Below are 26,812 nucleotides of genomic sequence, written 5' to 3' on the forward strand. Positions count from 1 at the left end.
TTTTTGGGGGGGTGGAAGACCCCCCCCCCCCCCTGATTCGCCGGACTGGTGTGGTGTTGGGGGGGGTTTTTTTCCCTTTTTTCGCAGGGCAAACGGGCCAAAAAGTCCGCCCACAACATTCAGCGGGGCGGGTCGGGGACGGCGTAGGGCAGGCGGTGCAGCGTGGCGGCGCGGGCCTCGGCCCGCTCCTGCTCCGCCCGCCCGCGCTCCAGCTCGCGGTCGCGGCGCTCGTGCAGGACGGCGTGCAGGAACGCCTCGGCCGGCGTGCCGGGCGGCGGCCCCGGGGCGACCAGCGGCTCGATGCGGCCCGCGAGGTCGTCGGCCAGGCCCGCGCGGGACACGGGGGCGAGTCGCGGCGCCCGGTCGAGGAACTGCCGGGCCGAGAGGGCCAGGCCGTCCGGCAGCCGCCGGATGTCCGCCGTGCGGGCCCAGGCGGCGAGCTCCGGGGGCATCGCGAGCGGCATCGACCAGCCGCGCCCGCCCCGCACCCGGATGACGTACGTCCCCGCCAGCAGGTCGCCCAGGCGCTTGCCGCGGGAGTTCGACAGCGACGCGATCAGGGCCACGCTGCCGAACGTCAGCCACAGCTCGCCCACTCCCACCAGCGCCCGCACGAAGGCGTGCCGGAAGCGGACCGGGCCGCCGTCGTCGCGCACCACCCGCAGCCCCGCCGCCAGCTTGCCCAGGGAGCGGCCGCGGCTGAGCGTCTCGACCGTGACCGGCAGGACGACCATCACCAGCACCGCGGCGAGGACGCCGAGCACCGCGGCCCACTGCTCGTCGACCTGGACGTCCTGCAGCGCGACCACGACCAGCAGCGCGATCCCCACGACGACGATCGCCGCCAGGTCGAGCAGCGCCGCGAGCGCGCGGCTGACGAAGGAGGCGGGGCGCGCGTCGAGCACCACGCCCTCGCCGATGACGATCCCGTCGTGCATGTGCATCCCCCGCTCGTGCGACCTGTCCCGTGTGGAAGGGTATCGACCGTGGACCTCGACGCCTTCACCGCCGTGCACAGCCCCCAGTGGGAGCGGCTGCGGCAGCTCACCCGCAAGCGGCGGCTCGACGGCGCGGAGGCGGACGAGCTGGTGCGGCTCTACCAGGCGGTGGCCACGCACCTGTCCACCGTGCGGTCCGCGGCCCCCGACCCGGTGCTCGTCACCCGGCTGTCCGACCTGCTCAGCCGCGCCCGCGTGCGCATCGCGGGCGCCCACGAGCCGGCGTGGTCCGACGTCGTGCGGTTCGTCGCGGTGACCGTCCCGGCCGCGCTGTACCGGGTGCGCTGGTGGACGCTCGGCGTCGTCGTGGTGTGCCTGGCCCTCGCGGTGCTGGCCGGATACCGGGTGGCGACCGACCCGGGCGCGCTCGCCGCGATGGGCACGCCCGCCGAGCGGGAGGCGTACGTGAACGACGCCTTCGCGTCCTACTACGACCCGGGCGCGTCGTTCGCGGCGATGGTGTGGACGAACAACGCGTGGATCGCGGCGCAGTGCGTGGGCCTGGGCATCACGGGCGTGTGGCCCGCCCTCGTGCTGGTGCAGAACGCCGTGGGGGTGGGCGCCACGGGCGGCATGATGGCGGCCTACGGCGAGCTCGACCTGTTCCTCCAGCTCATCGCCCCGCACGGGCTGCTCGAGCTCACCGCCGTGTTCGTCGCGGGCGCGGCCGGGCTCAAGCTGTTCTGGACGGCAGTGTCCCCGGGGCCCCGCCCCCGCACCGTGGCGCTCGCGCAGGAGGGGCGTGCCCTGGTGACGGTGGCGATCGGCCTCGCCGGGGCGCTCGCGGTCTCGGGCCTGATCGAGGGGTACGTCACCGGCTCCGCGCTGCCGTGGTGGCTCAAGATCGTCATCGGCACGATCGCGCTCGCGGGGTTCTGGGTCTACGTCGTCGTGCTGGGCCGTCGCGCGACGGCGGCCGGCCTCACGGGCGACCTCGACGCCGACCGTGCCGGCGAGGTCGTGCCCACCGTCGGCTGACGGCCCCCGGGTCGGCCCGGCCACCCCGGGTCGACCGGGTGGATTCTGGCCCCGGGCCTGTTCCACGCGGGGCGGCGTCGCCTAGCCTGGATGGCTTCCAGGAACCCTGGTCGGGCCCGGCCGTGCCTCCCGTGCGTCGGCGCCCGTCGGCCCGAGGAGGCCGCCATGACCAAGAAGCCGCTCGCCCCCACCTCGCTCGCCCTCACCGCGGTCGCCCTCGCCGGCGTGCTCGCCCTGGCCGGCTGCGACGGCGGCCCGCCGACGGAGACCCCCGCGGCGAGCACGTCCGCGCAGGAGGGGCAGCCCGAGGAGGCGGCCGAGGAGTCGCCGTCCGCGCAGGAGGCCCCGCCGTACTCCGAGATCGCCGACGACGTGAAGGCCAACGTCGCCGCCCTGACGTCGCTGACGCTGCACGGCACGTTCACGGACGGCGGCGAGACGATGACCGTGGACGGGTCCGGCGCGGTCACCGACAAGGGTGACTACACGCTCTCGCTCTCGGGGAAGGCCGACGGCGAGCCCGTGGACGCCACCGTCCTGCGGGTCGACGGCTCCACCTATCTCAAGGCGTCCGCGCAGTTCTTCAAGGCCAACTTCGGCGACTCGGACGGCGCGATGGCCGAGGCGCTCGGGGACAGGTACCTGCTGCTGCCGAAGGAGGCCGGCGCGGACGACATGTCGCTCGAGACCATCATGGACGCCTTCACCGAGGACTTCCCGACCGGCGACGACGCGTCCGGCGTCGCCGAGACGGGCGAGCTCGTCGAGGTCGACGGCCAGCAGGTCTACGAGTACACCGCCGCGGACGGCGCGACGATCGACGTCACGTCCGACGGGTCGAACCAGCTGGTGCGCGTGAGCAGCCCGCAGGACGGCGAGGTGGTGCTCTCCGACCTGGACGCGGCGCCCGACGTCCAGGCGCCGGCCCCCGACGACGTGATGGACCTCAGCGAGATGACGGGCGAGTGACCTCGGGGCGGCGGGGGAGAGCCGGCGGCAGGGTCACAGGCGGCCCGCGGCCTTGAGCGCCAGGTAGGTGTCCGCGAGCCGCGGCGCCAGGTCGTCGGGGAGCGCCTCGACCACCTCGGCGCCGTGCTGGCGCAGCACGGCCGAGACGGCAGCCCGCTCCAGGTCCGCGCGGGCGGCCGCGGCCGCGTCGTACACGGCGGCGGACGACGAGCGGTCCGCACGCAGGCGGGCGGCGTCCGCGTCCGCGACGGCGGCGACGACCACCTGGTGCGTGCCGGACAGCCGGTGCACCACGGGCAGCAGCCCCGTCTCGACGGCGGCCGGGTCGAGCGCCGTCAGCAGCACGACCAGCGACCGCTGCGACACCCGCTGGCGCACCTGGCCGACCAGGCCGGGCCAGTCCGTCTCCAGCAGCGCCGGCTCGACGACCGCCAGCGACTCGGCGAGCGCGGGCAGCAGCCGCGGGCCGGACGCCCCGGCCACGCGGGCGCGCAGTGTGCGGTCGTAGGCCAGCACCTGGACGCGGTCGCCCGCGCGGTCGGCGAGCGCGCCGAGCAGCAGCGCCGCCTCGATGCTCGCCTCGAGCCGGGTGCCGCCGAGCGTGGTGGCCGGCTCGTCGCCTTCCTCGGCCCCGGGGGCCGACGGGACGTGCGTGCCCGGCGCGGACCCGATGCGGGCGGCGGAGGTGCGACCGGTGTCGAGCACGATCACCACGCGCCGGTCGCGCTCGGGGCGCCAGGTGCGCACGACGACGTCGCCGCGGCGGGCGGTGGCCCGCCAGTCGATCGAGCGGACGTCGTCGCCCACCACGTACTCGCGCAGCGAGTCGAACTCCGTGCCCTCGCCACGCACCTGCACCGCCGCCCGGCCGTCCATCTCCCGCAGCCGCGCCAGGCGCGACGGCAGGTGGCGGCGGCTCGCGAACTCGGGCAGCACCCGCAGCCGGCCGGGCACCGGGATCGACGCCTGGCGCGCGGCGACCCGCAGCGGCACGTACGACCGGATCGTCACCGGCCCCGCCGCGCGTTCCCCGCGCCGGGTGGGGAGCAGGGGGGTGCGCACCCGCGCGGACTCGCCGGCGGGCAGGTCGACGGCGTGCCGGGCCGAGCGGGCCACGACCGGCTCGCCCGCGGCGGCGCCCTCGGTGCGCACGGCGGCGTCGACCACGAGCGACGGCGGCCACGCGTCGCGGACCAGGGCCCGCAGGCGGCGCCGGGTCGTGTTGGTGAGGACCAGCTCGGAGCGGGTGGTCGCCCCGAGCCGCACCGCGCGCGGCGCCCGGCGCTGGATCGCGACCGCGCGTGGCGAGGCGGCGAGCGCGACGTCGACCGTGCAGACCGCGGCCACCACCAGCGCCCACACCACCACCGTCCCGGCGACGGGGAACAGGGCCACCGGGACCACGCCGAGCGCCGCCAGGACGACGGCACGCCACGTCAGCGCCATCGGCCCTCCCGCCGCGGATCGAGCGTGCTGAGCTGCTCCACGCACCCGACGTCTGAGGAGCAGCTCAGCACGCTCGATGCCGGGGTGCAGAGCGTCATCGGGGGACGGGCACGGTCGCGAGCACGCTGGTCAGCACGCTCTCGGCGGTGACCCCCTCGAGCTCCGCCTCGGGCCGGAGCTGGACGCGGTGCCGCAGCGTCGGGTGCGCGAGCGCCTTCACGTCGTCGGGCGTGACGTACGAGCGGCCGGAGAGCCAGGCCCAGGCGCGCGACGTCGCGAGCAGCGCCGTGGCGCCGCGGGGCGACACACCGAGCGACAGCGAGGGGGAGCGGCGGGTGGCGCGGCACAGGTCGACGGCGTAGCCGAGGACCTCGGGCGCCACCTGGACCTGGCGCACCTCGGCGCGCGCGGCGGCGAGCTGCTCCGGCCCGGCCACGGCCCGGACTCCCGCGGCGTGCAGGTCGCGCGGGTCGAAGCCGGCCGCGTGCCGGGCGAGGACCTCGATCTCCTGCTCGCGTGCCGGGACGGGCAGCACGACCTTGAGCAGGAAGCGGTCGAGCTGCGCCTCGGGCAGCGGGTACGTGCCCTCGTGCTCCACGGGGTTCTGCGTCGCGATGACGACGAACGGGTTCGGCAGGGGGCGCGGCGTGCCGTCCACGGACACCTGGCGCTCCTCCATCGCCTCGAGCAGCGACGCCTGCGTCTTCGGGGGCGTGCGGTTGATCTCGTCCGCGAGCAGCAGGTTGGTGAACACCGGCCCCTCGCGGAAGGAGAACTCGGCGGTGCGGGTGTCGTAGACCAGCGACCCGGTGACGTCGCCCGGCATGAGGTCGGGCGTGAACTGGACGCGCTTGGTGGACAGGTCCAGCGACGCGCCGAGCGCGCGCACCAGCAGCGTCTTCGCGACGCCGGGCACGCCCTCGAGCAGCACGTGGCCGGAGCAGAGCAGCGCGATGAGCAGGCTCGTCACCGCGGAGTCCTGCCCCACGACGGCCTTGCCGACCTCGGTGCGCACGCCGGCGAGCGCCGCGCGCAGCTCGACGGACGGCGCCGCGGGGGGCACGGCGGGCGCGGGGGTGTCGGCCGGGGCGTCGGCCTCGGCCGGGGCAGGGGTCTCGACCTGCCCGGGGGTCTCGGCCGGCGCGGGCGGGTCGACGGGGGCGGACGCCGCGGTCTGCGGGACCGGGGCCGCCTGCGGGTTCTCGTCGGGGGTCGTCACGATCGGTGGACCTCGCTCTCCAGGATGTCGAGCCGGCGCGCGAGCTCGGCCAGCGCGTCGTCGTCGGGGGGTGGTGGGCCGTACAGCAGGTCGGCCACGTCGCGCGTGGGGCGGCCGGTGGCGCGGGAGACGGCCTCGATGAGGGTCGTCGGGTCGGCGGAGCGGGGGACGCCGAGGCGGCGCGCGACCACGTCGGCGCTCGCGGCGCGCAGCCCCGCGGCGGCGTGCCCGCGGGACCGGGCGCGCCGGTACAGGCGTCCGCGACCGCGGGTGGTCTCGGTGGCCCGCACGACGACGGGCAGCTCCTCGGCGACCAGCGGGCCGAGGCGCCGCGCCCGCCACACGGCGGCGACGGCCACCACGAGCAGCGCCCACAGGCCGACGACCCCCGCCCAGTCCGGCAGCACGGCCGTGCCCGGGTCGGACGTCTCGCCGGCGGCGCTGGTGTCCAGCGGGTCGGGGACCAGCCACACGAGCATCGGGTGCTCCCCGAGCAGGCCCAGCGCGAGGGCCGCGTTCCCGTCGTCCAGGACGGTGTCGTTGCGGACGAACGACGCGTCGTCGACGGCGGTCACGGTGCGCGTGCCGCCCGTGGCCGGCAGCTCCACGCGGGCGAGCGCCGCCTGGTCGTCGACCACCCAGCAGAGGGTGACGTCGCGCGCCGCGTCCGGGTTCGCCTCCAGCCCTGCGCCGAGCTGCAGGGTCCCGGCGCGCCGGGCCGCCGGCAGGTCGCAGCCGGGGGCGAGCGGTCCGCCGGGGGTGGTCGACGGGTGCACGCGGCCCACGTCGCCGTCGGTCGCAGCGCCCACCAGCAGGTCGTCGGCGCCGATCAGCACGAGGTCGGCCTCCACGCCGGCGAGGGCGTCCGCCTGCTCGGGCAGCAGCAGGGAGGACGGCGTCACGAGGAGCGTGGTGCCCGGGCCCGCCGCCGCGACGGCGTCGGCGACGCGGGTCACGTGCTCGACGTCGACGCCCTGGCGGCCGAGCACCTGCGCGACGGCGCGGGCCCCGTCCGGGTCGGCGTTGTCGGGGGCGTACGGCGTGCTCGACGTGACCGGGCGCGTGACGGCGAGCACCGCGACCACGAGGACGAGGACCCCGAGCACCAGCAGCGTCCAGCGCGCGCGCCGCCACCGGCGCGCGGCGCGGCCGCCGGCGGTGGTGCCGTCCCCGGTGACGACGGAGGACGTCACCGCGTCCGGGGCGGCGGCGCCCGTGCCGCGGTCCGTGTCGAGCGTCATGGGAACGACACCTCGCTCGGGGACGGCGCGACGGGCTCCGGCCGGAGCGCGCGCACGCGCACGTCGAGGTCGCGCAGGCGCTGGTCGTCCTCGGCCCGGGCCGGGAGGGTGCCGTAGCAGACGTCGTCGAACAGGCCGGCGGCGCCGTGCAGCTCGTCGGCCACGGAGGGCAGGCGGGAGCCGGCGTCGTGCGCGGCCTCCTGGGCGGTGCCCCCCGGGCGCTCGTCGATGACCACCCGCTCCTCCAGGGACCGCACGAGAGCGCGGAAGCGCTCGAGCACGGCCGTCGACCAGTCGCCGCGCGCGGCCGCTGCGTCCGCGGCCGCGCGCAGCTCGTCGGCGGTCCGGGTGTCGTCGCCGAGCACCACCGCGGAGCGCTGCCGCCGTCGCGTGAGGCGCACCGGTCCGGCCACCCACCACGCGATCGCGGCGACGAGGACCACGGCGACGACCACGACGAACGCGACCGGGAAGCTGCCGCCGCCGATCGTCAGCCCGTCGAAGAGGTCGGTGAACCAGCGCAGCAGGCGCTCGAGGAGGGACGGCGCGGTGGAGTACTCGGAGCGGGACAGCTCCTCGAGCAGCCAGCGGTGCGCCGTCTCGCGGTCGGGGTCCACGGGCACGCCGGCGGGCAGGGCCGCCGGCACGACGGCACGGAGCACCGCCGACGCGCCGGTCACGCGATCGTGCCGGGAGGCGGGCCCGCCGTGCCGCCCGCAGCGCCGCCCGCCATGCCGCCCGGCTGGCCGCCCTCGGGAGCCTGCGCCGCGGCGGCGAGCTGGACGTCGAGGCCCTCGCGGCGCATCCGCACGTCGATGTAGAGGAGCGCGACGACGGACGCCGTGAAGATGGTGGTGATGGCCGTGCTGACGATGATCGACAGCACGCTGGCCACGATTGTCGACACGCCCATCACCTCCGAGCTCTCGCTCGCGCCCCCGATGGCGGTGGTGATGAGGGTGATGGGGTACGTGATGAGGTTCGCGGCGAAGCCGATGATGATCGACGCGAGCAGGTAGATGCCGAACAGCCGCCAGAACGACCCGCGGGTCAGCCGCCACGCGCGGGCGATCGTGGCGCCCAGCCCGCGACCCTCGAGGGCGAGCGCGGGGGCCACGAGCCCCACCCGCACCCCGAGCCACACGACCGCCGCGAAGAGCGCCACCACCAGCAGGAGGACGACGACCACGGTGCCGCCCACGGACGAGTCGCCGAGCGTCGCGATCACGACGGCGAGCACGACGGACCAGACGGCGACCAGCACGAGCGAACCGAGCGTCCGCAGCAGCGCCCACCCGATCAGCCGCCCGACGCGTCCGCGCAGGCGCTCCCAGACCTGCCCGAGCGTCTGCTTGCGACCGATGACCGACTGGCTCACGGACGTCGTGAGGATGCCCTCGACCACGGGCTGCGCGATGAGGATCGTCAGGCCGGTGCCGAGGCTCGTGGCGATGACCTGCGCGTAGACGGTGTCGAACCCGAGCTCGGCGAGGTCCGGGTCGGACGCCGCCACGGAGCCGAAGGCGGACGACAGGGCGGGCACGAGGAGCTGCGCCACCAGCACGCCGAGGACGGTGGCGACCAGCAGCACGAGCGTCGCCGCGCCCAGCATCACCTTCGGGTTGTGCCGGATCGCGGTGAAGGCGCCGTCGTAGATCTCGCCGAGGGACAGCGGCCGCAGCGGCACGATGCCGGGCTTCGCCGCCGTCGGCCCGTACGGCCCGTACGGGCCCGGGGCGCCGGCCGGTCGCTGCCCGTACTGCTGCCCGTACTGGCCCTGCCCGTACTGCGGCTGGCCCTGCCCGTACTGCGGCGCGCCGCCGGGTGCGCGCTGCCCGTACCGCGGGGGCTCGGGGGCCTCGCCCCAGCCGGACGGCGGCGGGGGCTGGTCGGGCGTGGTCATCGCGGCCTCCCGGGCTGCAGGGCGGTCGGTCGTCGGCGCGCGGCGTCGACGGACTCTCGGCAGGTGTGACCGGCGTGACGCCGGTCGCACCGACCCTAGTACGCGGCGCGGCGTGGCTCACGCGGCTCTCCACAGGACGACCCGCCGGGCCTGGCAGAATGACCCCATGAAGTCCCGTGTCCTGGTGGTCGACGACGACACTGCGCTGTCCGAGATGATCGGCATCGTCCTGCGTTCCGAAGGTTTCGAGCCGACGTTCTGCGCCGACGGCGACGGCGCGCTCGTCGCCTTCCGGGACGAGCAACCCGACCTCGTCCTGCTCGACCTCATGCTGCCCGGCAAGGACGGCATCGAGGTCGCGCGCGAGATCCGCGCCGAGTCCGGCGTGCCGATCATCATGCTCACCGCGAAGACGGACACGGTCGACATCGTGCTCGGGCTGGAGTCCGGCGCCGACGACTACATGACGAAGCCGTTCAAGCCCAAGGAGCTCGTCGCGCGCATCCGGGCACGCCTGCGCCGCACCGACGAGCCCGGCCCCGAGCGCCTGCGCGTCGGTGACGTCGAGATCGACGTCACCGGGCACAACGTGGTCCGGGACGGCGAGCGCATCAGCCTCACCCCGCTCGAGTTCGACCTGCTCGTGGCCCTCGCCCGCAAGCCCTGGCAGGTCTTCACGCGCGAGGTGCTGCTCGAGAAGGTCTGGGGCTACCGGCACAGCGCCGACACGCGCCTGGTCAACGTGCACGTGCAGCGGCTGCGGTCCAAGGTCGAGCGCGATCCCGAGAACCCGACGGTCGTGCTGACCGTGCGGGGTGTGGGCTACAAGGCCGGTGCACCGCGCTGAGCCCGCCGCGCGCCGCGTCCGCCGGACGTGGCGGCGGTGGCGCGCATGGACCGTCTCGCGGACGCGGTACGTCGTCCGGCGGTGGCGGTCGTCCCTGCAGCTGCGGGTCGTGACGTCGGGGCTCGCCCTCGGCGTCGTCGCGGTGGCGCTGCTCGGCCTCTACCTGTCGGTGTCCATCCGTGACGGCCTGTTCGAGCAGCGGGTGGACCGCATCGAGCGCGAGAACGCGTCGATGACCGAGCAGGTCCGCACGACGTTCTCGAACTCGCCCGCGACGTCCCCGTCCGACCTCCAGCTCCTGCTGTCGCAGATGGTCAAGACGCTCGACGCGAGCGCGTCCAGCGCGCAGGACTTCCTGCTCCTCAACGCGCCCGACCAGCCCGCGCGCCTGGCCGACATCGGGACGCAGACCGGGCTGACGTCCATCATCGGCGACGACCTGCGCGCGGCCACGCTCGCCACGGACGGCCAGGTGCTGCAGTCGGTGCAGATCCCCGCGGAGTACACGGACTCCGAGGCGCCCGAGCCCGGGGTCGTGGTCGGGTCCACCGTCGAGGTGCCGTCCATCGGGACGTACGAGCTGTACGCCATCTACTCGCTCCAGGCCGAGCAGCAGACCCTGTCGTTCGTGCAGCGCACCCTGGGGATCGGCGCGCTGGCCATCCTCGTGCTGCTCGGCGCGCTCACGTGGGTCGTGACGCGGCAGACCGTGGCGCCGGTGCGGCGCGCGGCCACGGTCGCGTCCCGCCTGGCCGACGGGCACCTCGACGAGCGCCTGCCCGACGCCAAGGGGCAGGACGAGATGGCGACCCTCACCCGCACGTTCAACGAGATGGCCGCCAACCTGGAGGACCAGATCGCGCGGATGGAGGAGCTGTCCGCCGCCCAGCGGCGCTTCGTCTCCGACGTCTCGCACGAGCTGCGCACGCCGCTGACGACGATCCGGATGGCGGGCGAGGTCATCCATGCGTCGCGCGAGGACCTGGACCCGGCGGCCCGCCGGTCCGCCGAGCTCCTCTACGCCCAGCTGGACCGGTTCGAGGTGCTGCTCACCGACCTGCTGGAGATCAGCAGGTTCGACGCCGGCGCCGCGGTGCTCGACGTCGAGCAGCGCGACCTGCGCGACATCGTCGCCTCGGTCGCCGACGCGTCGATGCCGCTCGCGGAGACCAAGGACGTCTTCCTGTCCGTGACGCTGCCCGACGAGCCCGCGACCGCCGACGTCGACCCGCGGCGCGTGGAGCGCGTCGTGCGCAACCTCGTGGTGAACGCCGTCGAGCACGCCGAGGGCAAGCCCGTCGAGGTCACGGTGGGCATGGACCAGCACGCGGTCGCGGTGGTGGTGCGCGACCACGGCGTCGGGCTCTCGCCCGACGAGATCGAGCGGGTCTTCCACCGCTTCTGGCGCGCCGACCCCGCGCGGGCCCGCACCACGGGCGGCACCGGTCTCGGCCTCGCGATCTCGCTCGAGGACGCGCGCCTGCACGCGGGCTGGCTCGAGGCCTGGGGGCGGCCGGGCGAGGGCGCGAGCTTCCGCCTCACGCTGCCGCGCCGCGCCGGCATCCGGCTGGAGCGCTCGCCGCTGCCGCTCGAGGGCCCGTCGAAGGGGGTGTCGGCGCCGCCCACGGGGCAGCTGCCGGTCGTGAACCCGCCGACCGGCCCCACGCCGACCGCGATCCCCGAGCTCGGGATGGTGGACGCCGACGGGGTGGACATCGCGCATCAGCCCGTCCCGCACCTGGGCCCGCCCGCCGCCGAGGAGGACCGATGACCGCCGACCCCGCCCGCCGGCGCCCGCGCGCGGCCGCCGCCCTGGTCTCGGCGGTCCTCGTGCTCGTCGTGACGGTCGCGTGCGCCCGCATCCCCACGAACGGCCCGGTGCGCGACGGCGACACGCAGCTCGAGAACCTCAGCGAGATCGGCTACATCCCGGCGGGGCCGACCGCCGGCGCCAACCCGGACCAGGTCGTGTCCGGGTTCCTCAGCGTCGCCCAGCTCGGCCCGACGTCGAACTCGTCCTACGCCGTCGCGCAGGAGTACGTCACCCCGAAGGCCTGGGAGGGCTGGGACCGCTACTCGCGGGTGCTGGTGCTGGCGGAGGACCCGCAGATCGACCCCGTCGAGGTGCCCGAGGACGCCACGGAGACCACCGTCACCGCGTCGGTGCGCGTCGTGGCGACGCTCGACGAGCGCGGCATGTACACGGAGGAGGCCACGCCCTACACCTTCGACGTGCCGTTCGGCCTGACGCGCGAGCCGGGCGGCGAGTGGCGCATCTCCCAGCTCGACGACGGGCTCATGCTGCCGTCGGCGTTCTTCAGCCAGGCCTTCCACCCCACCACGCTCTACTTCCCGACGCCGGACCTCACCTGGTGGGTGCCCGACGTGCGGTGGTTCCCCCGCCAGACCTGGCGCACCGACGCCACCAGCGAGATCCTCGCCGGCCCGCCCGAGTGGCTCCAGGACTCCACGACGACGGTCATCCCCGAGGGCACCGACCTCGCCATCGACGCGGTCACCGTGACCGACGACGGCTCCATCGACGTCAGCCTCACGTCCACGATCACGTCGGCCAGCGCCGAGGACCGGTCGCTCGCCGTCGCGCAGCTGCAGGCGACGCTCGCGGAGGGCGAGGGGCGCACCGTCGTGCTGTCCGAGGGGAGCACGCCGCTCACGACGACCGGCACCAGCACGCTGTCCGTGCCCCGGACGACGGGCGACGCGCTCGCCGTGACGGACGGCCGCCTCGTGCGGGTCGTGGGGCGCGAGCTGACCGAGCCGAAGCAGCCCGTCCCGCTCGCCGGCCTCGACCCGACGGCCCTCGCCGTGGGGCCGGGGGACGACCCGGTCGTGGTGCGCGACAGGTCGCAGGGGATCGTCCGCGTCTCGGGTGACGACGGCCCCTCCGTGCTCATGGCGGGGAAGGACCTGGTGCCGCCGTCGATCGACCGCTTCGGGGCGGTGTGGACCGCGCAGGGGTCGAAGCTCCGGGTGGCGCTCGCGTCGGGGCAGGTGCGGACGCTGGACGTCGACTGGCTCTCCTCGCGCACGGTGCGGTCCGTGCGGGTCTCGCCGGAGGGCGCGCGGGTGGCGATCGTCAGCTCCGGGCCCTCCGGGCGGCTCGTGCACGTGGCGGGCGTGGTCCGCGACGCGGAGAACGTCCCCACCGGGCTCTCCGCGCCGGTGCAGGTCGGTGCGTCCGTGCGGCAGGTGTCGCAGGCGACCTGGCAGGACGAGGCGACCCTCGCGCTGCTGGGCAAGGAGTCCGACGGCGACGGCGCGGTGTTCGTCGCCGGCGTGGGCGGCCTCTCGGGCCAGGGCGGGCTGTCCCGCGCGCTCGCCGGCGTCACCGACCCCCGCTGGGTCACCGGCTCGGTCGGCACCGGCGCGATGCTCGCCATCGACGACGGCGGCACGCTCTACTCGCGGCAGAGCTCCGCGCTGTGGTCGATGGTCGCCGACGACGTCGACCTGGTCGCGTACCCCGGCTGACGCCGCCCGGGCCTTCTCCGGGGCCTTTTCCCGGGACGCTCGACGGTGGCGCACCGGTCGGACGCTGCCCCCAGGCGGGCGTCGTCCCCAGGCGCTCCCGGGCGCGGGTGCGCGGCTCATGCCGGCCGGCACGCTGGCCGGCATGAGCCCGCCATCCGTCGCGTCCCCCGCCCGGCCGCCGGCCCCGCCACCTCTCGCGCCGCTCTCCGGCGCGCCTCCCGGACCGCGCCCGGCGCCCGCCGCGGACCCGCGCCGGGCGGGGGAGTGGCTGCGGGAGCTCGGCCGCCTCGTCGTCCCCGTCGCGTGTCCGGGCTGCGGCGCGCCGGACGTCCTCTGGTGCCCTGACTGCGGCGCCCTGCTCGACGGCCCGGCCGCGCGCGTCGAGGCGGCGGCGCCGCGCCTGGACCGGCTCGACGGCGTGCCGCCGCTGCCCGTGTGGGCGCTCGCCCCGTACGCCGGGCCGGTGCGCGAGCTCGTGGTGGCCTGGAAGGACCGCGGCCGCGTGGACCTGGACCGGCTCGTCGGGCCGCGCCTGCGGGCCGTCGCGCGGGACCTGGCCCCGGCGCTCCGCGGTGCCGTCCGCGGGCGGAGCCTGCTCGTCGTCGGCGCCCCGTCCACCGGGGCCTCGCGCCGGTCCCGCGGCCGCGACCACGTGCGGGCACTGACCCGGGCCGCCGGGGCAGGCCTGCGCGACGCAGGGCTCCCCGCCGGCGTCGTGGCCGCGCTCGTCCGCCGCGGCCGCGGGCACGACCAGGTCGGGCTCGGCGCCCGTGCCCGCGCCCGGAACCTCACCGGCTCCGTCGCCGTGCGACGGGGCGTCGTCGAGCGCCGCGACGGCGCCCCCGCGGCCGTGCTCCTCGTCGACGACGTCGTCACCACCGGGTCCACGCTCGCCGCCGCGGAACGGGCGCTCGAGGGCGTCGGGGCCGACGTCGTCGGCGCCCTCGTCGTGGCCGCGACGCCCCCGCCCGGGGCCGTCACGAGACCCGTGACGGACCTCCCGCAGCCACCGGTATACCTCGCGCGCGGGAGGGGTTAGCCTGGGGGTCCCACGCGGGAGAACAGCCCCGAGACCACGGTCCGGGACGTTCCTCCGTGCGACCCACGAGCGGTCCGGACCGAGCGTCCGGCGGACCCGGGAGGTGGTGCCGAACACGGCGCCCCCCAGGGTGCCCAGACCGGAACTCGGGGCCGCTCGTGAGGCGGCCTCACGACGAAGTGGAGCAACACGATGGAGATCGTCGTCGTCGGCAGGCACACGGAGGTGGCGGACAGGTTCCGCCGTCACGTGGAGGACAAGCTGAGCAAGGTGACCCAGCTCGCACCGGCCGCCCGTCGGGTGGACGTGGAGGTGACCCGGGAGAACAACCCGCGGCTCTCCGAGGTCCGCGAGCGGGTCGAGCTGACCGTGCGCGACAAGGGGCCCGTGATCCGCGCGGAAGCCGCGGCGGACGACCGGTTCGGCGCCCTCGACATCGCGTTGGACAAGCTCACGGAGAGGTTGCGCCGCTCGCGCGACCGCCGCAAGGACCACCGCCGCCGCGCCAACGACGTCCGCCCTGCCGTGGACGTGCGCACCTTCGACCAGGTCGCCGCCGCCGAGACCGTCGCCCCGCCGCCGGCGCCCGTGGCGCTGGCCGAGCCCGGCGACGAGGTCGAGCAGCAGCTCGGCGACTCCCCGGTCGTCATCCGGCGCAAGCTGCACCACGCCGAGCCCATGACCGTGGACGACGCGGTCTACCAGATGGAGATGGTGGGGCACGACTTCTTCCTCTTCATCGACAAGGAGACCGCCCGGCCGTCCGCCGTGTACCGGCGTCGGGGCTGGACCTACGGCGTCATCGAGCTGGACTCGACGGTCGGAGGGGTCGAACCGGTGACCGAGCTGACGTGATCTGACCGGCGGGCACCTTGCCCGTCGGTGCGGTCGAGCCGGTCGAGAAGTTCTGCGCGGGGACGCGTTCACGGGCGCCAGGGCGCCCTCCACTTCGGGAGGGATACGTCCCCGCGCAGAACTTCTCGGCCGGCTCTCGTGCGTCGCCTCGGCTTCGTGCGTCGTACCCCGCCGTCAGCACGTCGGAGTGAAGCGCGGGTGCTGGGCGCTGGGCGCTGTGACCTGTGCTGGCCGCTGTGACCTGTGCTGGCCGCGTGCCGTGTCCTGTCGGTGGGGGTCGGCAGGATGGGCGGGTGGACTCCCTCTCGCTCGCGCAGGCCCGCCGTGTCGCCCTCGGGGCCCAGGGGCTGCACCGGCCGCGGCCCGGTGGCGCGGGCGCGGGCGCCGGCGGCGGGGTGACGATGCGGCGGGCGATGGCGACCGTCGAGCGGCTCAACCTGCTGCAGATCGACTCCGTGAACGTGCTGGCGCGGGCGCACCTGATGCCGCTGTACTCGCGGCTGGGGCCCTACGACGTGGGGCTGCTGGACCGGGCGTCGGGGCGGGCGCCGCGCAAGATCGTCGAGACGTGGGCGCACGTCGCGTCCTACGTGCCCGCCGAGACGTACCCGCTGCTCGACTGGCGGCGGCGGGACTACCTGGGGGAGGCCTGGGGCACGATCTCCGGCACCCCGCTGGCGCACGCCGCCGAGCTGGAGCTGGTGCGCGGGATGGTCGCCGACCGGGGGCCCGTCACCGCGCGCGAGATCCACGACGAGCTCGTCGCGCACGGGCACTCCGGCCCGCGCTCGCGCGAGGAGTGGGGCTGGAACTGGACGGCGGCCAAGCGCTGCCTCGAGTTCCTGTTCTTCACGGGCGAGGTGATGTCGGCGCGGCGCAACACCGCCTTCGAGCGGTGCTACGACCTGCCCGAGCGGGTGCTGCCCCCCGCGGTGCGCGCCGCCGGCCCCGTGCCCGACGACGAGGCGGTGCGCCGCCTCCTGGAGCTCGGCGCGCGGGCGCACGGCGTCGGCACCCTCCGGTGCTTCGCCGACTACTTCCGCCTCAAGGGGCCTGCGGTGCGGCGCGCGCACGCGGAGCTCCTCGAGGAGGGCGTGCTCCAGCCCGTCGAGGTGCGGGGCTGGGCCGAGAAGACCTTCCGCCACCGCGACGCGCGGCTGCCGCGCCGGGCCGAGGCCCGCACGCTGCTCAGCCCGTTCGACCCGCTCGTGTGGGAGCGCCGCCGGCTCGAGGCGCTGTTCGACGTCTTCTACCGGATCGAGATCTACGTCCCCGCGCCGCAGCGGGTGCTCGGGTACTACGTGCTGCCGTTCCTGGAGGGCGACGCGATCACCGCGTTCGTCGACCTCAAGGCCGACCGGCAGGCCGGGGTGCTGCGCGTGCAGTCCGCGCACCCCACGGCGCACGCCGGGCCCGGCACCGCCGCCGCGCTCGGCGCCGAGCTGGACGTGCTCGCGGGCTGGCTGGGCCTGGAGACCACCGGGGTGACGCCCGCCGGGGAGCTCGCGCCCGCGCTCGCGGACGCCGTGCGCGCGGCATGACCCGCGCGGCATGACCCGCACCGCCACGGCGGCGCTCGTAGGATCGGCGCGTCACGACGTCGGGCGCGCCGGCGTCGGACCCGGATCGGGAGCAGGTCGGGATCGCCGATGACCACCGCCGTGCTGTACCTCGCCGCCGCGCTCGTGGGCGGGCTCGCGGCGACGTTCCTGCGCCTGCCGCCGCTGGTCGGGTTCCTCGCCGCGGGGTTCGCGCTCGGGGCCGCGGGGGCGCCCGACCTGCCCGGCCTGGAGACGGTCGCGGAGCTCGGGGTCGCGCTGCTGCTGTTCGCCATCGGGCTCAAGCTCGACGTCCGCTCGCTGCTGCGGCCCGAGATCTGGCTCACCACCCTCGTCCACCTGGTGCTGACCGTCGCGGTGGCGGTCGGCTTCCTCGGCCTGCTCGCCGTCGTCGGCATCCGTCTGCTGGCCGACGAGTCGTTCGGCTCGCTGGCCCTGGTCGGCCTCGCCCTCTCCTTCTCCTCCACAGTGTTCGTGGTCAAGGTGCTCGAGGACCGCTCCGACACGACGGCGCTCTACGGCCGCATCGCCGTCGGCGTGCTCGTGGTGCAGGACGTCGTCGCCGTGGTCTTCCTCGCGGTGTCCACCGGCGAGCCCCCGAGCCCCTGGGCGTTCGCGCTCGTCGCGCTCGTGCCCGGCGCGTGGGTGCTGCGGCGCGTCTGGGACCGCGCCGGGCACGGCGAGCTGCAGGCGCTCTTCGGCGCGTTCGTCGCGCTGGTGCCCGGCTTCTGGCTGTTCGAGATCGCCGGGCTGTCCGGTGACCTGGGGGCCCTGGTCATGGGGGCGCTGCTGGCGGGGCACCCGCAGTCCACCGAGCTGTCGCGCTCGCTGCTGACGGTGAAGGACCTCGCGCTGGTCGCGTTCTTCCTGCAGATCGGGCTGCACGGCATGCCCGCCCCGGTCGACGTCGCCCTCGCGCTCCTGCTGCTGCTCATGCTGCCCCTGCAGGTCGCGGTCTACGCGCTGCTGCTGTGGCTGATGCGGCTCCGCCGCCGCACGTCCTTCCTCGCCGGGCTCGCGCTCGGCAACTTCTCCGAGTTCGGCATCATCGTCGTGGCCTTCGGCGGGACCGCGGGCCTGCTCGACGAGGAGTGGACCGTCATCGTGTCGCTGGCCGTCGCGGCCAGCTTCGTCGTCTCGGCGATCGTCAACCGTCGCGGCGTCGAGCTCGCGACGCGGCTCACGGGGCTCCTGCCGCGCCGGGACGTCGACAGGCTGCACCCCGACGACCGCCCGGTCGACATCGGCCAGGTGGACGCCGTCGTGCTCGGCCTCGGGCGCGTGGGCTCGGCCACCTACCGGCGGCTGCGCGACGTGCACGGCCTGTCCGTGATGGGGGTCGAGCACGACCGCACCCGCGTGGCCGCCCTGCGCGACGAGGGCATCGCCGTCGTCCCCGCCGACGCGACGGACACCGAGTTCTGGGCGCGCGTCAAGCGGGCCGGCCGGGTGCGCCTCGCCGTGCTGGCGATGCCGTTCCACAAGGCGAACCTCATCGCCCTCGCGCGGCTGCGGGCCGCGGGGTTCGGCGGGCGCGTGGCGGCCATCGCGCGGTACGACGAGGACGCGGCGGAGCTGCGCCGGCACGGCGCGGACGCCGTCTTCCACCTGTACGGCGCGGCCGGCGCCGAGCTGGCCGACCGGGCGGCGAGCGAGCTCGCCGCGGGCACGGGCCGCGGAGACGAGGCGTCCTGACGTTCGTCCGTCGCGAACCCGCACCTGACTCTCAGGTGATCGGCCTAGGATGGCTCCGGTGTGACCCAGGCGACGGCGCGGACGAGCGAGCTTCTGCCGCTCCGTCGACCGTCCGTCGCGCCGCACGGTCCCGGACATCCCCGGGGCGCCACCGACCCTGGAGTACTGCGTGCCTGCGATCCTCGAGAAGGTCCTCCGAATTGGCGAGGGCCGGATCCTCAAGAAGCTCAACAGTCTGGCCGAGCAGGTCAACCGGCTCGAGCCCAGCTTCGAGGAGCTGAGCGACACCGAGCTGCACGAGGAGACCGCCCGGTTCAAGGAGCGGCTCGAGCACGGTGCGACCCTCGACGAGCTGCTCCCCGAGGCGTTCGCCGCGGTGCGCGAGGCCGCGCGCCGCACGCTGGGTCAGCGGCACTTCGACGTGCAGCTCATGGGTGGCGCCGCCCTGCACCTCGGCAACATCGCCGAGATGAAGACCGGTGAGGGCAAGACGCTGGTCGCCACGACGGCCGCCTACCTCAACGCGCTCGAGGGCAAGGGCGTCCACGTCGTCACGACCAACGACTTCCTCGCGAAGTACCAGGGCGACCTCATGGGCCGCGTCTACCGGTTCCTCGGCATGACGACCGGCGTCATCGTCTCGGGCCAGTCGCCGGAGGAGCGCCGCAAGCAGTACGCGGCCGACATCACGTACGGCACGAACAACGAGTTCGGCTTCGACTACCTGCGCGACAACATGGCGTGGTCGCCCGACGACCTCGTCCAGCGCGGCCACCACTTCGCCGTCGTCGACGAGGTGGACTCCATCCTCATCGACGAGGCGCGGACCCCGCTCATCATCTCGGGCCCGGCGTCCGGCGACGCCAACCGCTGGTACACGGAGTTCGCCAAGGTCGTGCGCCGCCTGAACGTGGACACGGACTACGAGGTCGACGAGAAGAAGAAGACGGTCGGCGTCCTCGAGCCGGGCATCGAGAAGATCGAGGACTACCTCGGCATCGACAACCTGTACGAGTCGCTCAACACGCCGCTCATCGGCTTCCTCAACAACGCCATCAAGGCGAAGGAGCTGTTCAAGCGCGACAAGGACTACGTCGTCCTCAACGGCGAGGTCATGATCGTCGACGAGCACACCGGCCGTATCCTCGCCGGCCGCCGCTACAACGAGGGCATGCACCAGGCCATCGAGGCGAAGGAGGGCGTGGAGATCAAGGCGGAGAACCAGACGCTCGCCACGATCACGCTGCAGAACTACTTCCGCCTCTACAACAAGCTCGCGGGCATGACCGGTACGGCCGAGACCGAGGCAGCCGAGTTCCAGGGCACGTACAAGCTCGGCGTCGTCCCCATCCCGACCAACCGGCCGATGGTCCGCATGGACCAGGCCGACCTCGTCTACAAGAACGAGGACGGCAAGTTCAACGCCGTCGTCGAGGACATCGTCGAGCGGCACGCCAAGGGCCAGCCGGTCCTGGTCGGCACCACGAGCGTCGAGAAGTCCGAGCTGCTCTCGGGCCTGCTCAAGCGGGCCGGCGTGCCGCACAGCGTGCTCAACGCGAAGGAGCACGAGCGCGAGGCGTCCGTCGTCGCGCAGGCGGGCCGCAAGGGCGCCGTCACCGTGGCGACCAACATGGCCGGCCGCGGCACCGACATCATGCTCGGCGGCAACGCGGAGTTCCTCGCCGTCGCCGAGATGGCCGAGCGCGGGCTCGACGCCGCGGAGGACCCGGAGGAGTACGAGGCCGCCTGGCCCGACGTCCTCGAGAAGGCCAAGGCGGCCGTGGCCACGGAGCACGAGGAGGTCACCGAGCTCGGCGGCCTGTACGTGCTGGGCACGGAGCGGCACGAGTCGCGCCGCATCGACAACCAGCTGCGCGGTCGTTCCGGCCGTCAGGGCGACCCCGGCGAGTCGCGGTTCTACCTGTCGATGCAGGACGACCTGATGCGCCTGTTCAACTCCGGGCTCGCGTCGTCGATGATGGACCGCGCCGGGTTCCCCGACGACATGCCGCTCGAGTCGAAGATGGTGACGCGCGGCATCCAGAGCGCGCAGTCGCAGGTCGAGGCGCGCAACTTCGAGATCCGCAAGAACGTGCTCAAGTACGACGACGTGCTGTCCCGGCAGCGCTCCGTCATCTACGCCGAGCGCAAGCGCGTGCTCGAGGGCGAGGACCTCGAGGACCAGGTGCAGCACTTCCTCACGGACGTCGTCACGGCGTACGTGGACGGTGCGACGTCCGAGGGCAACCCCGAGGCGTGGGACCTGGACTCGCTGTGGACCGCCCTGAAGTCCGTGTACCCGGTGACCATCACGCCCGAGGACGTGATCGAGGAGGCCGGCGGCGTCGGCAGCCTCAGCCACGAGATGGTCCTCGAGGAGCTGCTCTCGGACGCCCGCGTGGCGTACGCGGCCCGCGAGGAGTCGCTCGGCGAGGCCGCGATGCGCCAGCTCGAGCGCCGCGTGGTGCTCTCCGTGCTGGACCGCAAGTGGCGCGAGCACCTCTACGAGATGGACTACCTCAAGGAGGGCATCGGCCTGCGCGCGATGGCGCAGCGCGACCCCCTGGTCGAGTACCAGCGCGAGGGCTTCCAGCTCTTCCAGGCGATGACCGAGGCCATCAAGGAGGAGTCGGTCGGGTTCCTGTTCAACCTCGACGTCCAGGTGCAGCAGCCCGGGGGCCCCGGTGCGCCCGGTGCCCCGGTGATCTCCGCGGCCAGCGCCGCGGCGGCGGCGCAGTCCGGCGCCGGTCAGCTCGTGGGCGGCGGCGCGGCGTCGCCGGTCGCCGAGCCCGTCGCGGAGCCGGAGGCGCCGGCCGAGCCCGAGCCCGCTCCGGCGGCGCCCGCGGCGGACGCGGAGCCGGTGCTCCTGGCGAAGGGCCTCGAGGCTCCCGCGCCGCAGCGGCTGTCGTACTCGTCCCCGAGCGAGGACGGCTCCACCACGACGTCGGGCGGCGCCACGCGCCGGTCGCGCCGGGACCTGCACGGCGAGGCGACGGCGGCGACCAGTGACGGCCGCACCTTCCCGGGCACGCCGCGCAACGCCCAGTGCCCCTGCGGCTCGGGCAAGAAGTACAAGGTGTGCCACGGCGTCAACGAGGAGTGACCCGGACGGCATGACTTTCCGGTGAGCACGGAGCCCCGACCCGCGATCGCGGGCCGGGGCTCCGTCGTTCCCGGTGTGCCGGTCGTCTCTGGGGCGAGGGCCGTCAGCCGACCTCGAGCACGGCCACCCGCCAGGTCCCGCGCCGCGCCTCGAGGCGGACGGCGGCGGCGCGCACCCGGCCGTCGTCGTCCAGCACCACGGTGGCCTCGGCGACGTCGTCGCCCAGCCGGACCAGGCGGACCCGCCGCACCTGGACGGGCCGGTGCTGCTCGGTGTGCCGCACGCCGTCGTGGGCGAGCCCGATGCGGGCGCGCTCGGCGAGCTGGTCGCGCACCTGCGGCGTCACCCAGCGGGCGAGCTGCGCCGACGGGCGCTCGCCACGCAGCACCTCGACGGCCGCGCGGACCACCGCGCAGCACTGCGCGGTGGGGTCCGGCAGCGGTGCGGGCTCGCTCTCGCGGAGCGGGCGCTGCGGGACGTCGGCGTCGTCGTCGCCGGACCGGCGCACGCCCTCGGCGCCGACGCGCACCCGCCGTACCCGGGGCCCCGGCCGGGTGCTCGCCTCGGGGTAGCCCGCCGGGCCGCGGCGTGGCGGGGCGGAGACGCGGAGCGGGCGGTGGCCGGTGCCCTCCTCGGGCGTCAGGTCCGTGGGCGTCAGGTCGGTGGACGTCGCGCCGGCGGGGGGCGCGGTGCGGGGCGGCACGGCCGGCGCCGTGGTCTCGGCGGGAGTGGTCGTCGCGGTCATCATGCCCTCCGGTGGGTGCGGGGTGTCGTGGACGGCGCGGGCCGTCAGGCGGGGGCGCTCAGGACCTGGCCGGGCAGGATGCGGTCGGGGTCCGCGCCGACGACCGCGCGGTTGGCCTCGTGCCACCGGGTCGCCTCGCGCAGGATCTCGGCGTCCGAGGGGTGGCCGCCCAGGGCGTCCCGGGCGATGTCCCACAGGGTGTCGCCGCGCAGCACCACCCGCGTGCCGTCCGCGTCCGGGGGAGTCGTGATGCGGACCGGGGTCGCGCTCACGGGCTCCGCGCGCTCTTCGTCGTCGGGGTCCGCGGTGGACCCGGTGGACCCGGCGGACCCGGTGGACCCGGTGGCCGCGGCGGTCACCGTCTCGTCGGGGTCCTCCACCGGCACCTCTCCCAGGGCGGTGGCAGCGGGGTCGTGCTCGTCGACGACGGCGCCCCCGGCCGCGCCGGACGTGGACTGCCAGCCGAGGTCCAGGACGACGGAGGCCTCGGCCCCCGCCGGCTCGGCGGGAGGCGTCTCGGCGGCGAGCGCGGCGGTGGGGGCGAGGGTGAGCCCGGCGCCCACGCCCACCCCGACGGCGGAGCGGACGAGGCGCCGGACGGCGGCCGGCGCGAGGCGCTCGACGACGGCCTCGCCCGCGCGCCAGCGGCGCCCGAGCCGCACCGCGGCGACGCAGGCGAGGGCGACGACCCCGCTGAGGAACAGCCAGGCGGCGGCCACGAGCCCCGCGGCGAGCACCGCGAGCTCCACCCACCCGTCGATCGCGAGGCCGGCGGCGCCCTCCGGCGTGCGCGGCGCGAGGGACAGGCCGCGCAGCGCCAGGGACACCCCGGCCACGCAAGCGACGAGGGCGAGGACCGTGAGGCGGCCGAGGCCGTGGCCGTCCCGCGGGTTCCGGGTTCCGCTGCTGCCGGACATCAGGTCTCCTTCGTCCCACGCTCCCGACCGAGGATCACGTCTGGTGATGTCAGTTGATAGCGATTGATGCTGTCTGATGGTCGATATTGAAGCGGACTGGTGCCGGTCTGTCTACCCGGGCATCCTGTGGGCACCGGCCGCACGACGAGAGGAGCCTCATGACGGGCACGGGTCCGGCCAGGTGGGAGCTGCTCTTCGCCGACCTCGAGGCACGGTTCGACGCCGAGGCGGCGGCGGAGCGCGAAGGTGCCGTGGCGGAGCTGACGCGGGCGGAGCAGGCGTCGATCCCGCTCGTCGACCGGCTGCGGGCGGCGACCGGCGCGGTGCTGCGGCTCGAGCTGCTGGACGGGGAGGGCATCGAGGGGCGCGTGGCCCGGGTGGCGCACACGTGGGTGCTCCTCGACGGGCGCCGAGCCCGCGGGCGGGTGCAGCACCTGGTGCCGCTGCCCGCGCTGGCGGCGGTGGTGGGGCTCGGCCGGCACGCCGTGCCGTCGCGCGCCCGGACCGACGGGCTGGGGCTCGGCCACGTGCTGCGGGGGCTGCAGCGCGACCGCGCCCGGGTGCTGGTGCGGACCGTCGGGGGCTCGGCCACCGGCCGGATCGGCCGGGTGGGCGCCGACCACCTCGACGTCGAGGAGACGGACCGCGCGCGGCCGGTCGTGCGCACGGTGCCGTTCGGCGCCGTGCTGCGTGTCAGCGAGGCCTGAGGGCGGCCCGCCGCCGGCTCAGAGGTCGCCCGACGCGATCCGCTCGCGGGTGCGGGCGTACTGGTGCTCGATGTACTCCTCGAGCTTGCTGGCCTCGACCCGCCACACCTTCTTGGGGCCCACCTGGATCGCGGGCAGCTCGCCCGAGCGCACCAGGGAGTAGGCCTGCGTGCTGGAGATGTTCAGCATCTCCTGCACGTCGGCGAGAGAGAGGAACCGGCTGGTCATACGGGCATTCTGGCACAGCGCTGATCGCGGATGGCAGCAGTTGTCCACAGTGGATGCTCGAAGCACACATGGGGTCGCCGATGATAGGTTCCGCCGGGCGCGACGCTGCGCCCCAGCCCAGACCCCGGAGGACGTCCGTGAGCACCGACCCCATGCCGGCACCCGTCGCCGCCCGACTGCGCCGCCCCACCTGGCGCGACCCCCGGCTGGTGGTCGGCGTCGTCATCGTCGCCGCCTCCGTGGCCCTCGGGTCGTGGGCCGTCTCGTCGGCGGGGCGCACCGTGCCCGTGTACGTCGCGGACGGGACCCTCACGCCCGGCGAGCCCGTGGACGTGTCCGGCCTGCGCACCGTCGACGTGCGGATCGGCTCGGGGACCGAGCTGTACGTGCGCGCGGACCAGGAGCTGCCCGAGCAGGTGGTGGCGCTGCGCACGGTCGACGACGGCGAGCTCGTCGCGCGGTCGGCGCTGGGGGACGCGGCCGACGTCGACGTCCGCTCGGTCTCCGTGCCGGTGGACCAGGCGATGTCGGCACGGGTGACGGCGGGCGCCGTCGTCGACCTGTGGGCGGTGCCCGAGGCTCCCGCCGGCTCGGACGCCCCGGCCGCCGAGCCGACGCCGCTGGTCACGGGCGTCGTCGTGGAGCAGGTGGACGAGGCCGGCACGGGGCTCGTCGTGTCGGACGGTGCGACGCTGCACGTGCTCGTGCCTGCCGACGACCTGCCTGCCGTGCTGGCGGCGCTGGCCGAGCCGGGGCGCGTCACCGTGGTGCCGCAGGCCGGGACCGGCGTCTGATGGCCGCCGCGGTCACCGTGCTCTGCGCGGTGCGGGGCGGGGCCGAGACCGAGGTCGTCGTCGCGCTCGGTGCGCCCGGCTCGGGGGCGACCGTGACCCGCCGCTGCGGCGACCTCGCGGAGCTCCTGGCCGCGGCCGCGGCGGGCGCCGGGACCGTGGCCGTCGTGTCCGCGGACCTCGCCGGGCTGGACCGCGAGGCGGTGGGCCGGCTGCACGGCGCCGGCGTGCGCGTCGTCGCGCTCGGTCACGACGCCGCCCACGTCGCGCGCCTGCAGGGGCTGGGGGTGGACGGCGTCGTCGAGCGGTACGACGAGGCGGCCCTGCTCGCGGCGGTGCGCGAGGCCGCCGTCATGCGCGTCGGCCCCGGCGGCCCGGGCGGGGAGACCGTCGACCTCGTCCTCGGGGCGACCGGCCCGGCCGACGCCGTCGACTACCTGGTCGCCGACGGCGCCGACGACCTCCTCGCGGACGACGCCGGGCCGCGGCACGGCCGGGTGGTCGCGGTGTGGGGCCCGGTCGGGGCGCCGGGCCGCACGACGACGGCGCTCGAGCTCGCCGCCGCCCTCGGCGGCCTCTCCGGACGGCGCAGGAGGCACGGCCGGAGGCGTCAGGACGCGCCCGCGTCGCGCCAGGACGCCGTCCTGCTGGTCGACGCCGACACCTACGGCGCGTCCGTCGCGGCCCGGCTGGGCCTGCTCGACGACACGCCGGGGCTCGCCGCCGTCGCCCGGTCCGCCGGGCAGGGCGCGCTCGACCTGCCCACCCTCGCCCGGCAGAGCCCCGTGGTGGGCGGGAGGCTCCGGGTGCTGACCGGGATCACGCGCGCGGCGCGGTGGCCCGAGCTGCCCGCCAGCGCCGTCGAGGTCGTGCTGGAGCGGGCCCGCGAGCTCGCCGACTGGACCGTCGTGGACTGCGGCGCGCTCCTCGAGGCCGACGAGCTGCTCATGTACGACACGCACGCCCCGCAGCGGAACGCCGCCACGCTCGCCGCGCTGCAGGCGGCGGACGTCGTGGTGGTGGTCGGTGCGGCCGACCCGGTCGGGATCCAGCGGCTCGTGCGCGGCCTGGAGGACCTGCGCGACGTGCCGGTCCCCGTCGCGGGGGACCGGGTCGTCGTCGCGAACCGGGTGCGGCCGTCGGCCGTGGGCGCCCACCCGGAGAACGCCGTGCGGGAGGCGCTGGCGCGCTACGCGGGGGTGGAGGAGGTGCACCTCGTCCCGGACGACCCTGCCGGGCTCGACGGCGCGCTCCTCGCCGGGCGCACGCTCGCGGAGGAGGCGCCGGCGTCCCCGGTGACGGCGGCGTTCGAGGCGCTCGCGGGCCGGGTGCGGGCGACGGTGCCGGCCGCCGTCTGAGCGGGGTCCGACCGCCGCCCGGCCAGGTGCGAACGCCCAGGTGCGCGCGGCCGGGCGCCCGGGGCGGCAGACTGTGCGCATGCGCATCTACGTTCCCGCCACGCTGGACGAGCTCGAGGGCGCGGCCGTGGCCGCCGGAGGCGCGCGCTGGGACCTCCCCGCGCGCCGGGCGCACGCCGTGACCCCGGCCCTGGTGCGCGAGCTGGCCGACGAGGACGAGGAGAGCCGCGAGTACGAGGCGTTCCTCGCCGCCGCGGATGACTCCCTGGCCCGGATCGCCGCGCGACGCGGCGTCGCCCCGCTGCGCGTCGTCGTCTCGCTCGACGTGCCCGACGCCGCCGTGGCCGCGGCCGACGACGCCGAGGAGCCCAGCGCGGTGGACGTCGGCGCGCTGGACGGGGTCGCGGTCGTCGCCGTCCACGTCGACGAGCCGGAGGCCGCCGCCGACGTGCGGGCCGTCCTTGCCGCTGCCGACGAGGAGAACGACGCCGAGCGCACGGGTGGCGACGGTGCCCTGTCCGAGGACGCGCTCGACGCCGCGCTCCAGCGCGTGACCGACCGCGACCTGCTCTGGTACGACCCGACCGAGATCCCCCAGATCCCCCGCCCCTAAAGCGTTGTGGGGGGGGGTTTTGTCCCTTTTCCGACGTTTAAACCAGTCCAACACCCACCCCCCACCAAAGGGGTCACGACGCGCAACGATAAGTTTCTTCGCGGGGTGG

Annotated in this window: 23 protein-coding genes; 14 read left to right on the forward strand and 9 right to left on the reverse strand. The window is 75.6% G+C overall.

The window, feature by feature from the left end; genetic code table 11:
- Positions 1 to 119: 119 nt before the first annotated feature.
- Positions 120 to 938, reverse strand: coding sequence for an RDD family protein (locus ACWF41_RS19440; RefSeq protein ID WP_380326025.1), 819 nt, complete (start codon positions 936 to 938; stop codon positions 120 to 122).
- Between the two features lie 48 nt (positions 939 to 986).
- Between ACWF41_RS19440 and ACWF41_RS19445 the strand changes: the two genes are divergently transcribed.
- A complete protein-coding gene (locus tag ACWF41_RS19445; protein ID WP_380326010.1) occupies positions 987 to 1,976 on the forward strand; it encodes a stage II sporulation protein M in 990 nt (329 codons plus the stop codon).
- Positions 1,977 to 2,141: 165 nt separating this feature from the next.
- Entirely contained in the window at positions 2,142 to 2,945 is an 804-nt protein-coding gene (locus ACWF41_RS19450) for a hypothetical protein (RefSeq protein WP_380326013.1), read from the forward strand.
- A 33-nt stretch (positions 2,946 to 2,978) separates the two neighbouring features.
- Here ACWF41_RS19450 and ACWF41_RS19455 read toward each other — a convergent pair whose 3' ends face one another.
- The 5 genes from ACWF41_RS19455 to ACWF41_RS19475 form a co-directional block, all read right to left on the reverse strand.
- Positions 2,979 to 4,391, reverse strand: a complete 1,413-nt coding sequence (locus ACWF41_RS19455) for a DUF58 domain-containing protein (RefSeq protein WP_452183088.1) — start codon at positions 4,389 to 4,391, stop codon at positions 2,979 to 2,981.
- A 94-nt stretch (positions 4,392 to 4,485) separates the two neighbouring features.
- Positions 4,486 to 5,610, reverse strand: a complete 1,125-nt coding sequence (locus ACWF41_RS19460) for an AAA family ATPase (protein WP_452183090.1) — start codon at positions 5,608 to 5,610, stop codon at positions 4,486 to 4,488.
- On the reverse strand, positions 5,607 to 6,851 hold the full coding sequence (locus tag ACWF41_RS19465) for a DUF4350 domain-containing protein (protein WP_380326019.1): 1,245 nt from the start codon (positions 6,849 to 6,851) through the stop codon (positions 5,607 to 5,609). Before ACWF41_RS19465 ends, ACWF41_RS19460 begins: the two co-directional genes overlap by 4 nt.
- Positions 6,848 to 7,531: a DUF4129 domain-containing protein gene (locus ACWF41_RS19470; RefSeq protein ID WP_380346908.1), complete on the reverse strand. Its 684-nt coding sequence runs from the start codon at positions 7,529 to 7,531 to the stop codon at positions 6,848 to 6,850. The genes ACWF41_RS19465 and ACWF41_RS19470 overlap by 4 nt, the downstream gene beginning before the upstream one ends.
- Positions 7,528 to 8,754, reverse strand: a complete 1,227-nt coding sequence (locus ACWF41_RS19475; RefSeq protein ID WP_380325763.1) for a glycerophosphoryl diester phosphodiesterase membrane domain-containing protein — start codon at positions 8,752 to 8,754, stop codon at positions 7,528 to 7,530. The genes ACWF41_RS19470 and ACWF41_RS19475 overlap by 4 nt, the downstream gene beginning before the upstream one ends.
- Before the next feature lie 166 nt (positions 8,755 to 8,920).
- Here ACWF41_RS19475 and mtrA point away from each other — a divergent pair, with 166 nt between their 5' ends.
- The 8 genes from mtrA (at position 8,921) to secA (ending at position 21,344) form a co-directional block, all read left to right on the forward strand.
- Complete coding sequence (gene mtrA, locus ACWF41_RS19480; RefSeq protein ID WP_380325766.1) at positions 8,921 to 9,601, forward strand: MtrAB system response regulator MtrA; 681 nt, start codon at positions 8,921 to 8,923, stop codon at positions 9,599 to 9,601.
- Positions 9,588 to 11,372 (forward strand): MtrAB system histidine kinase MtrB, encoded by a 1,785-nt coding sequence (gene mtrB / locus ACWF41_RS19485; protein ID WP_380325769.1) that lies wholly within the window; start codon positions 9,588 to 9,590, stop codon positions 11,370 to 11,372. Before mtrA ends, mtrB begins: the two co-directional genes overlap by 14 nt.
- Positions 11,369 to 13,093, forward strand: coding sequence for an LpqB family beta-propeller domain-containing protein (locus tag ACWF41_RS19490; RefSeq protein ID WP_380325772.1), 1,725 nt, complete (start codon positions 11,369 to 11,371; stop codon positions 13,091 to 13,093). The genes mtrB and ACWF41_RS19490 overlap by 4 nt, the downstream gene beginning before the upstream one ends.
- A gap of 142 nt (positions 13,094 to 13,235) precedes the next feature.
- On the forward strand, positions 13,236 to 14,132 hold the full coding sequence (locus ACWF41_RS19495; RefSeq protein WP_380325775.1) for a ComF family protein: 897 nt from the start codon (positions 13,236 to 13,238) through the stop codon (positions 14,130 to 14,132).
- A gap of 192 nt (positions 14,133 to 14,324) precedes the next feature.
- Positions 14,325 to 14,987, forward strand: coding sequence for a ribosome hibernation-promoting factor, HPF/YfiA family (hpf, locus tag ACWF41_RS19500; protein ID WP_380325778.1), 663 nt, complete (start codon positions 14,325 to 14,327; stop codon positions 14,985 to 14,987).
- A gap of 293 nt (positions 14,988 to 15,280) precedes the next feature.
- The gene (locus ACWF41_RS19505; RefSeq protein WP_380324501.1) at positions 15,281 to 16,528 is read left to right on the forward strand and encodes a winged helix-turn-helix domain-containing protein; all 1,248 of its coding nucleotides are present in this window, start codon (positions 15,281 to 15,283) and stop codon (positions 16,526 to 16,528) included.
- A gap of 108 nt (positions 16,529 to 16,636) precedes the next feature.
- The gene (locus ACWF41_RS19510; RefSeq protein ID WP_380324498.1) at positions 16,637 to 18,241 is read left to right on the forward strand and encodes a cation:proton antiporter domain-containing protein; all 1,605 of its coding nucleotides are present in this window, start codon (positions 16,637 to 16,639) and stop codon (positions 18,239 to 18,241) included.
- Between the two features lie 169 nt (positions 18,242 to 18,410).
- Positions 18,411 to 21,344, forward strand: coding sequence for a preprotein translocase subunit SecA (gene secA, locus ACWF41_RS19515; RefSeq protein WP_380324495.1), 2,934 nt, complete (start codon positions 18,411 to 18,413; stop codon positions 21,342 to 21,344).
- A 103-nt stretch (positions 21,345 to 21,447) separates the two neighbouring features.
- Here the strand turns inward: secA and ACWF41_RS19520 are convergent, their stop codons facing one another.
- On the reverse strand, positions 21,448 to 22,089 hold the full coding sequence (locus ACWF41_RS19520) for an Rv3235 family protein (RefSeq protein WP_380324492.1): 642 nt from the start codon (positions 22,087 to 22,089) through the stop codon (positions 21,448 to 21,450).
- A gap of 44 nt (positions 22,090 to 22,133) precedes the next feature.
- On the reverse strand, positions 22,134 to 23,006 hold the full coding sequence (locus ACWF41_RS19525; RefSeq protein WP_380324489.1) for a LysM peptidoglycan-binding domain-containing protein: 873 nt from the start codon (positions 23,004 to 23,006) through the stop codon (positions 22,134 to 22,136).
- Positions 23,007 to 23,164: 158 nt separating this feature from the next.
- Here ACWF41_RS19525 and ACWF41_RS19530 point away from each other — a divergent pair, with 158 nt between their 5' ends.
- Positions 23,165 to 23,713 (forward strand): hypothetical protein, encoded by a 549-nt coding sequence (locus ACWF41_RS19530; protein WP_380324486.1) that lies wholly within the window; start codon positions 23,165 to 23,167, stop codon positions 23,711 to 23,713.
- Between the two features lie 18 nt (positions 23,714 to 23,731).
- On the opposite strand, the gene ACWF41_RS19535 is transcribed toward ACWF41_RS19530, so the two are convergent.
- Positions 23,732 to 23,941 carry a helix-turn-helix domain-containing protein gene (locus ACWF41_RS19535; protein ID WP_380245390.1) on the reverse strand — a complete coding sequence of 70 codons (210 nt, stop codon included), beginning with the start codon at positions 23,939 to 23,941 and terminating at the stop codon, positions 23,732 to 23,734.
- A gap of 137 nt (positions 23,942 to 24,078) precedes the next feature.
- Here ACWF41_RS19535 and ACWF41_RS19540 point away from each other — a divergent pair, with 137 nt between their 5' ends.
- From ACWF41_RS19540 to ACWF41_RS19550, 3 genes are all read left to right on the forward strand, one after another.
- The gene (locus ACWF41_RS19540) at positions 24,079 to 24,735 is read left to right on the forward strand and encodes a CpaB family protein (protein WP_380324483.1); all 657 of its coding nucleotides are present in this window, start codon (positions 24,079 to 24,081) and stop codon (positions 24,733 to 24,735) included.
- Entirely contained in the window at positions 24,735 to 26,090 is a 1,356-nt protein-coding gene (locus ACWF41_RS19545; RefSeq protein ID WP_380324480.1) for an AAA family ATPase, read from the forward strand. The genes ACWF41_RS19540 and ACWF41_RS19545 overlap by 1 nt, the downstream gene beginning before the upstream one ends.
- A gap of 79 nt (positions 26,091 to 26,169) precedes the next feature.
- Positions 26,170 to 26,703 carry a DUF6912 family protein gene (locus ACWF41_RS19550; protein WP_380324477.1) on the forward strand — a complete coding sequence of 178 codons (534 nt, stop codon included), beginning with the start codon at positions 26,170 to 26,172 and terminating at the stop codon, positions 26,701 to 26,703.
- Positions 26,704 to 26,812 lie beyond the last annotated feature (109 nt).

The organism is Isoptericola sp. NPDC055063 (assembly GCF_053608125.1).

Excerpts from the sequence above, each read along its gene's own strand:
- ACWF41_RS19440 (WP_380326025.1), bottom strand. The coding sequence starts at position 938 with ATGCACGACGGGATCGTCATCGGCGAGGGCGTGGTGCTCGACGCGCGC.
- ACWF41_RS19450 (WP_380326013.1), top strand. The coding sequence starts at position 2,142 with ATGACCAAGAAGCCGCTCGCCCCCACCTCGCTCGCCCTCACCGCGGTC.
- ACWF41_RS19455 (WP_452183088.1), bottom strand. The coding sequence starts at position 4,391 with ATGGCGCTGACGTGGCGTGCCGTCGTCCTGGCGGCGCTCGGCGTGGTC.
- ACWF41_RS19465 (WP_380326019.1), bottom strand. The coding sequence starts at position 6,851 with ATGACGCTCGACACGGACCGCGGCACGGGCGCCGCCGCCCCGGACGCG.
- ACWF41_RS19475 (WP_380325763.1), bottom strand. The coding sequence starts at position 8,754 with ATGACCACGCCCGACCAGCCCCCGCCGCCGTCCGGCTGGGGCGAGGCC.
- mtrA (WP_380325766.1), top strand. The coding sequence starts at position 8,921 with ATGAAGTCCCGTGTCCTGGTGGTCGACGACGACACTGCGCTGTCCGAG.
- ACWF41_RS19490 (WP_380325772.1), top strand. The coding sequence starts at position 11,369 with ATGACCGCCGACCCCGCCCGCCGGCGCCCGCGCGCGGCCGCCGCCCTG.
- ACWF41_RS19495 (WP_380325775.1), top strand. The coding sequence starts at position 13,236 with ATGAGCCCGCCATCCGTCGCGTCCCCCGCCCGGCCGCCGGCCCCGCCA.
- hpf (WP_380325778.1), top strand. The coding sequence starts at position 14,325 with ATGGAGATCGTCGTCGTCGGCAGGCACACGGAGGTGGCGGACAGGTTC.
- ACWF41_RS19510 (WP_380324498.1), top strand. The coding sequence starts at position 16,637 with ATGACCACCGCCGTGCTGTACCTCGCCGCCGCGCTCGTGGGCGGGCTC.
- ACWF41_RS19520 (WP_380324492.1), bottom strand. The coding sequence starts at position 22,089 with ATGACCGCGACGACCACTCCCGCCGAGACCACGGCGCCGGCCGTGCCG.
- ACWF41_RS19525 (WP_380324489.1), bottom strand. The coding sequence starts at position 23,006 with ATGTCCGGCAGCAGCGGAACCCGGAACCCGCGGGACGGCCACGGCCTC.
- ACWF41_RS19530 (WP_380324486.1), top strand. The coding sequence starts at position 23,165 with ATGACGGGCACGGGTCCGGCCAGGTGGGAGCTGCTCTTCGCCGACCTC.
- ACWF41_RS19535 (WP_380245390.1), bottom strand. The coding sequence starts at position 23,941 with ATGACCAGCCGGTTCCTCTCTCTCGCCGACGTGCAGGAGATGCTGAAC.
- ACWF41_RS19545 (WP_380324480.1), top strand. The coding sequence starts at position 24,735 with ATGGCCGCCGCGGTCACCGTGCTCTGCGCGGTGCGGGGCGGGGCCGAG.
- ACWF41_RS19550 (WP_380324477.1), top strand. The coding sequence starts at position 26,170 with ATGCGCATCTACGTTCCCGCCACGCTGGACGAGCTCGAGGGCGCGGCC.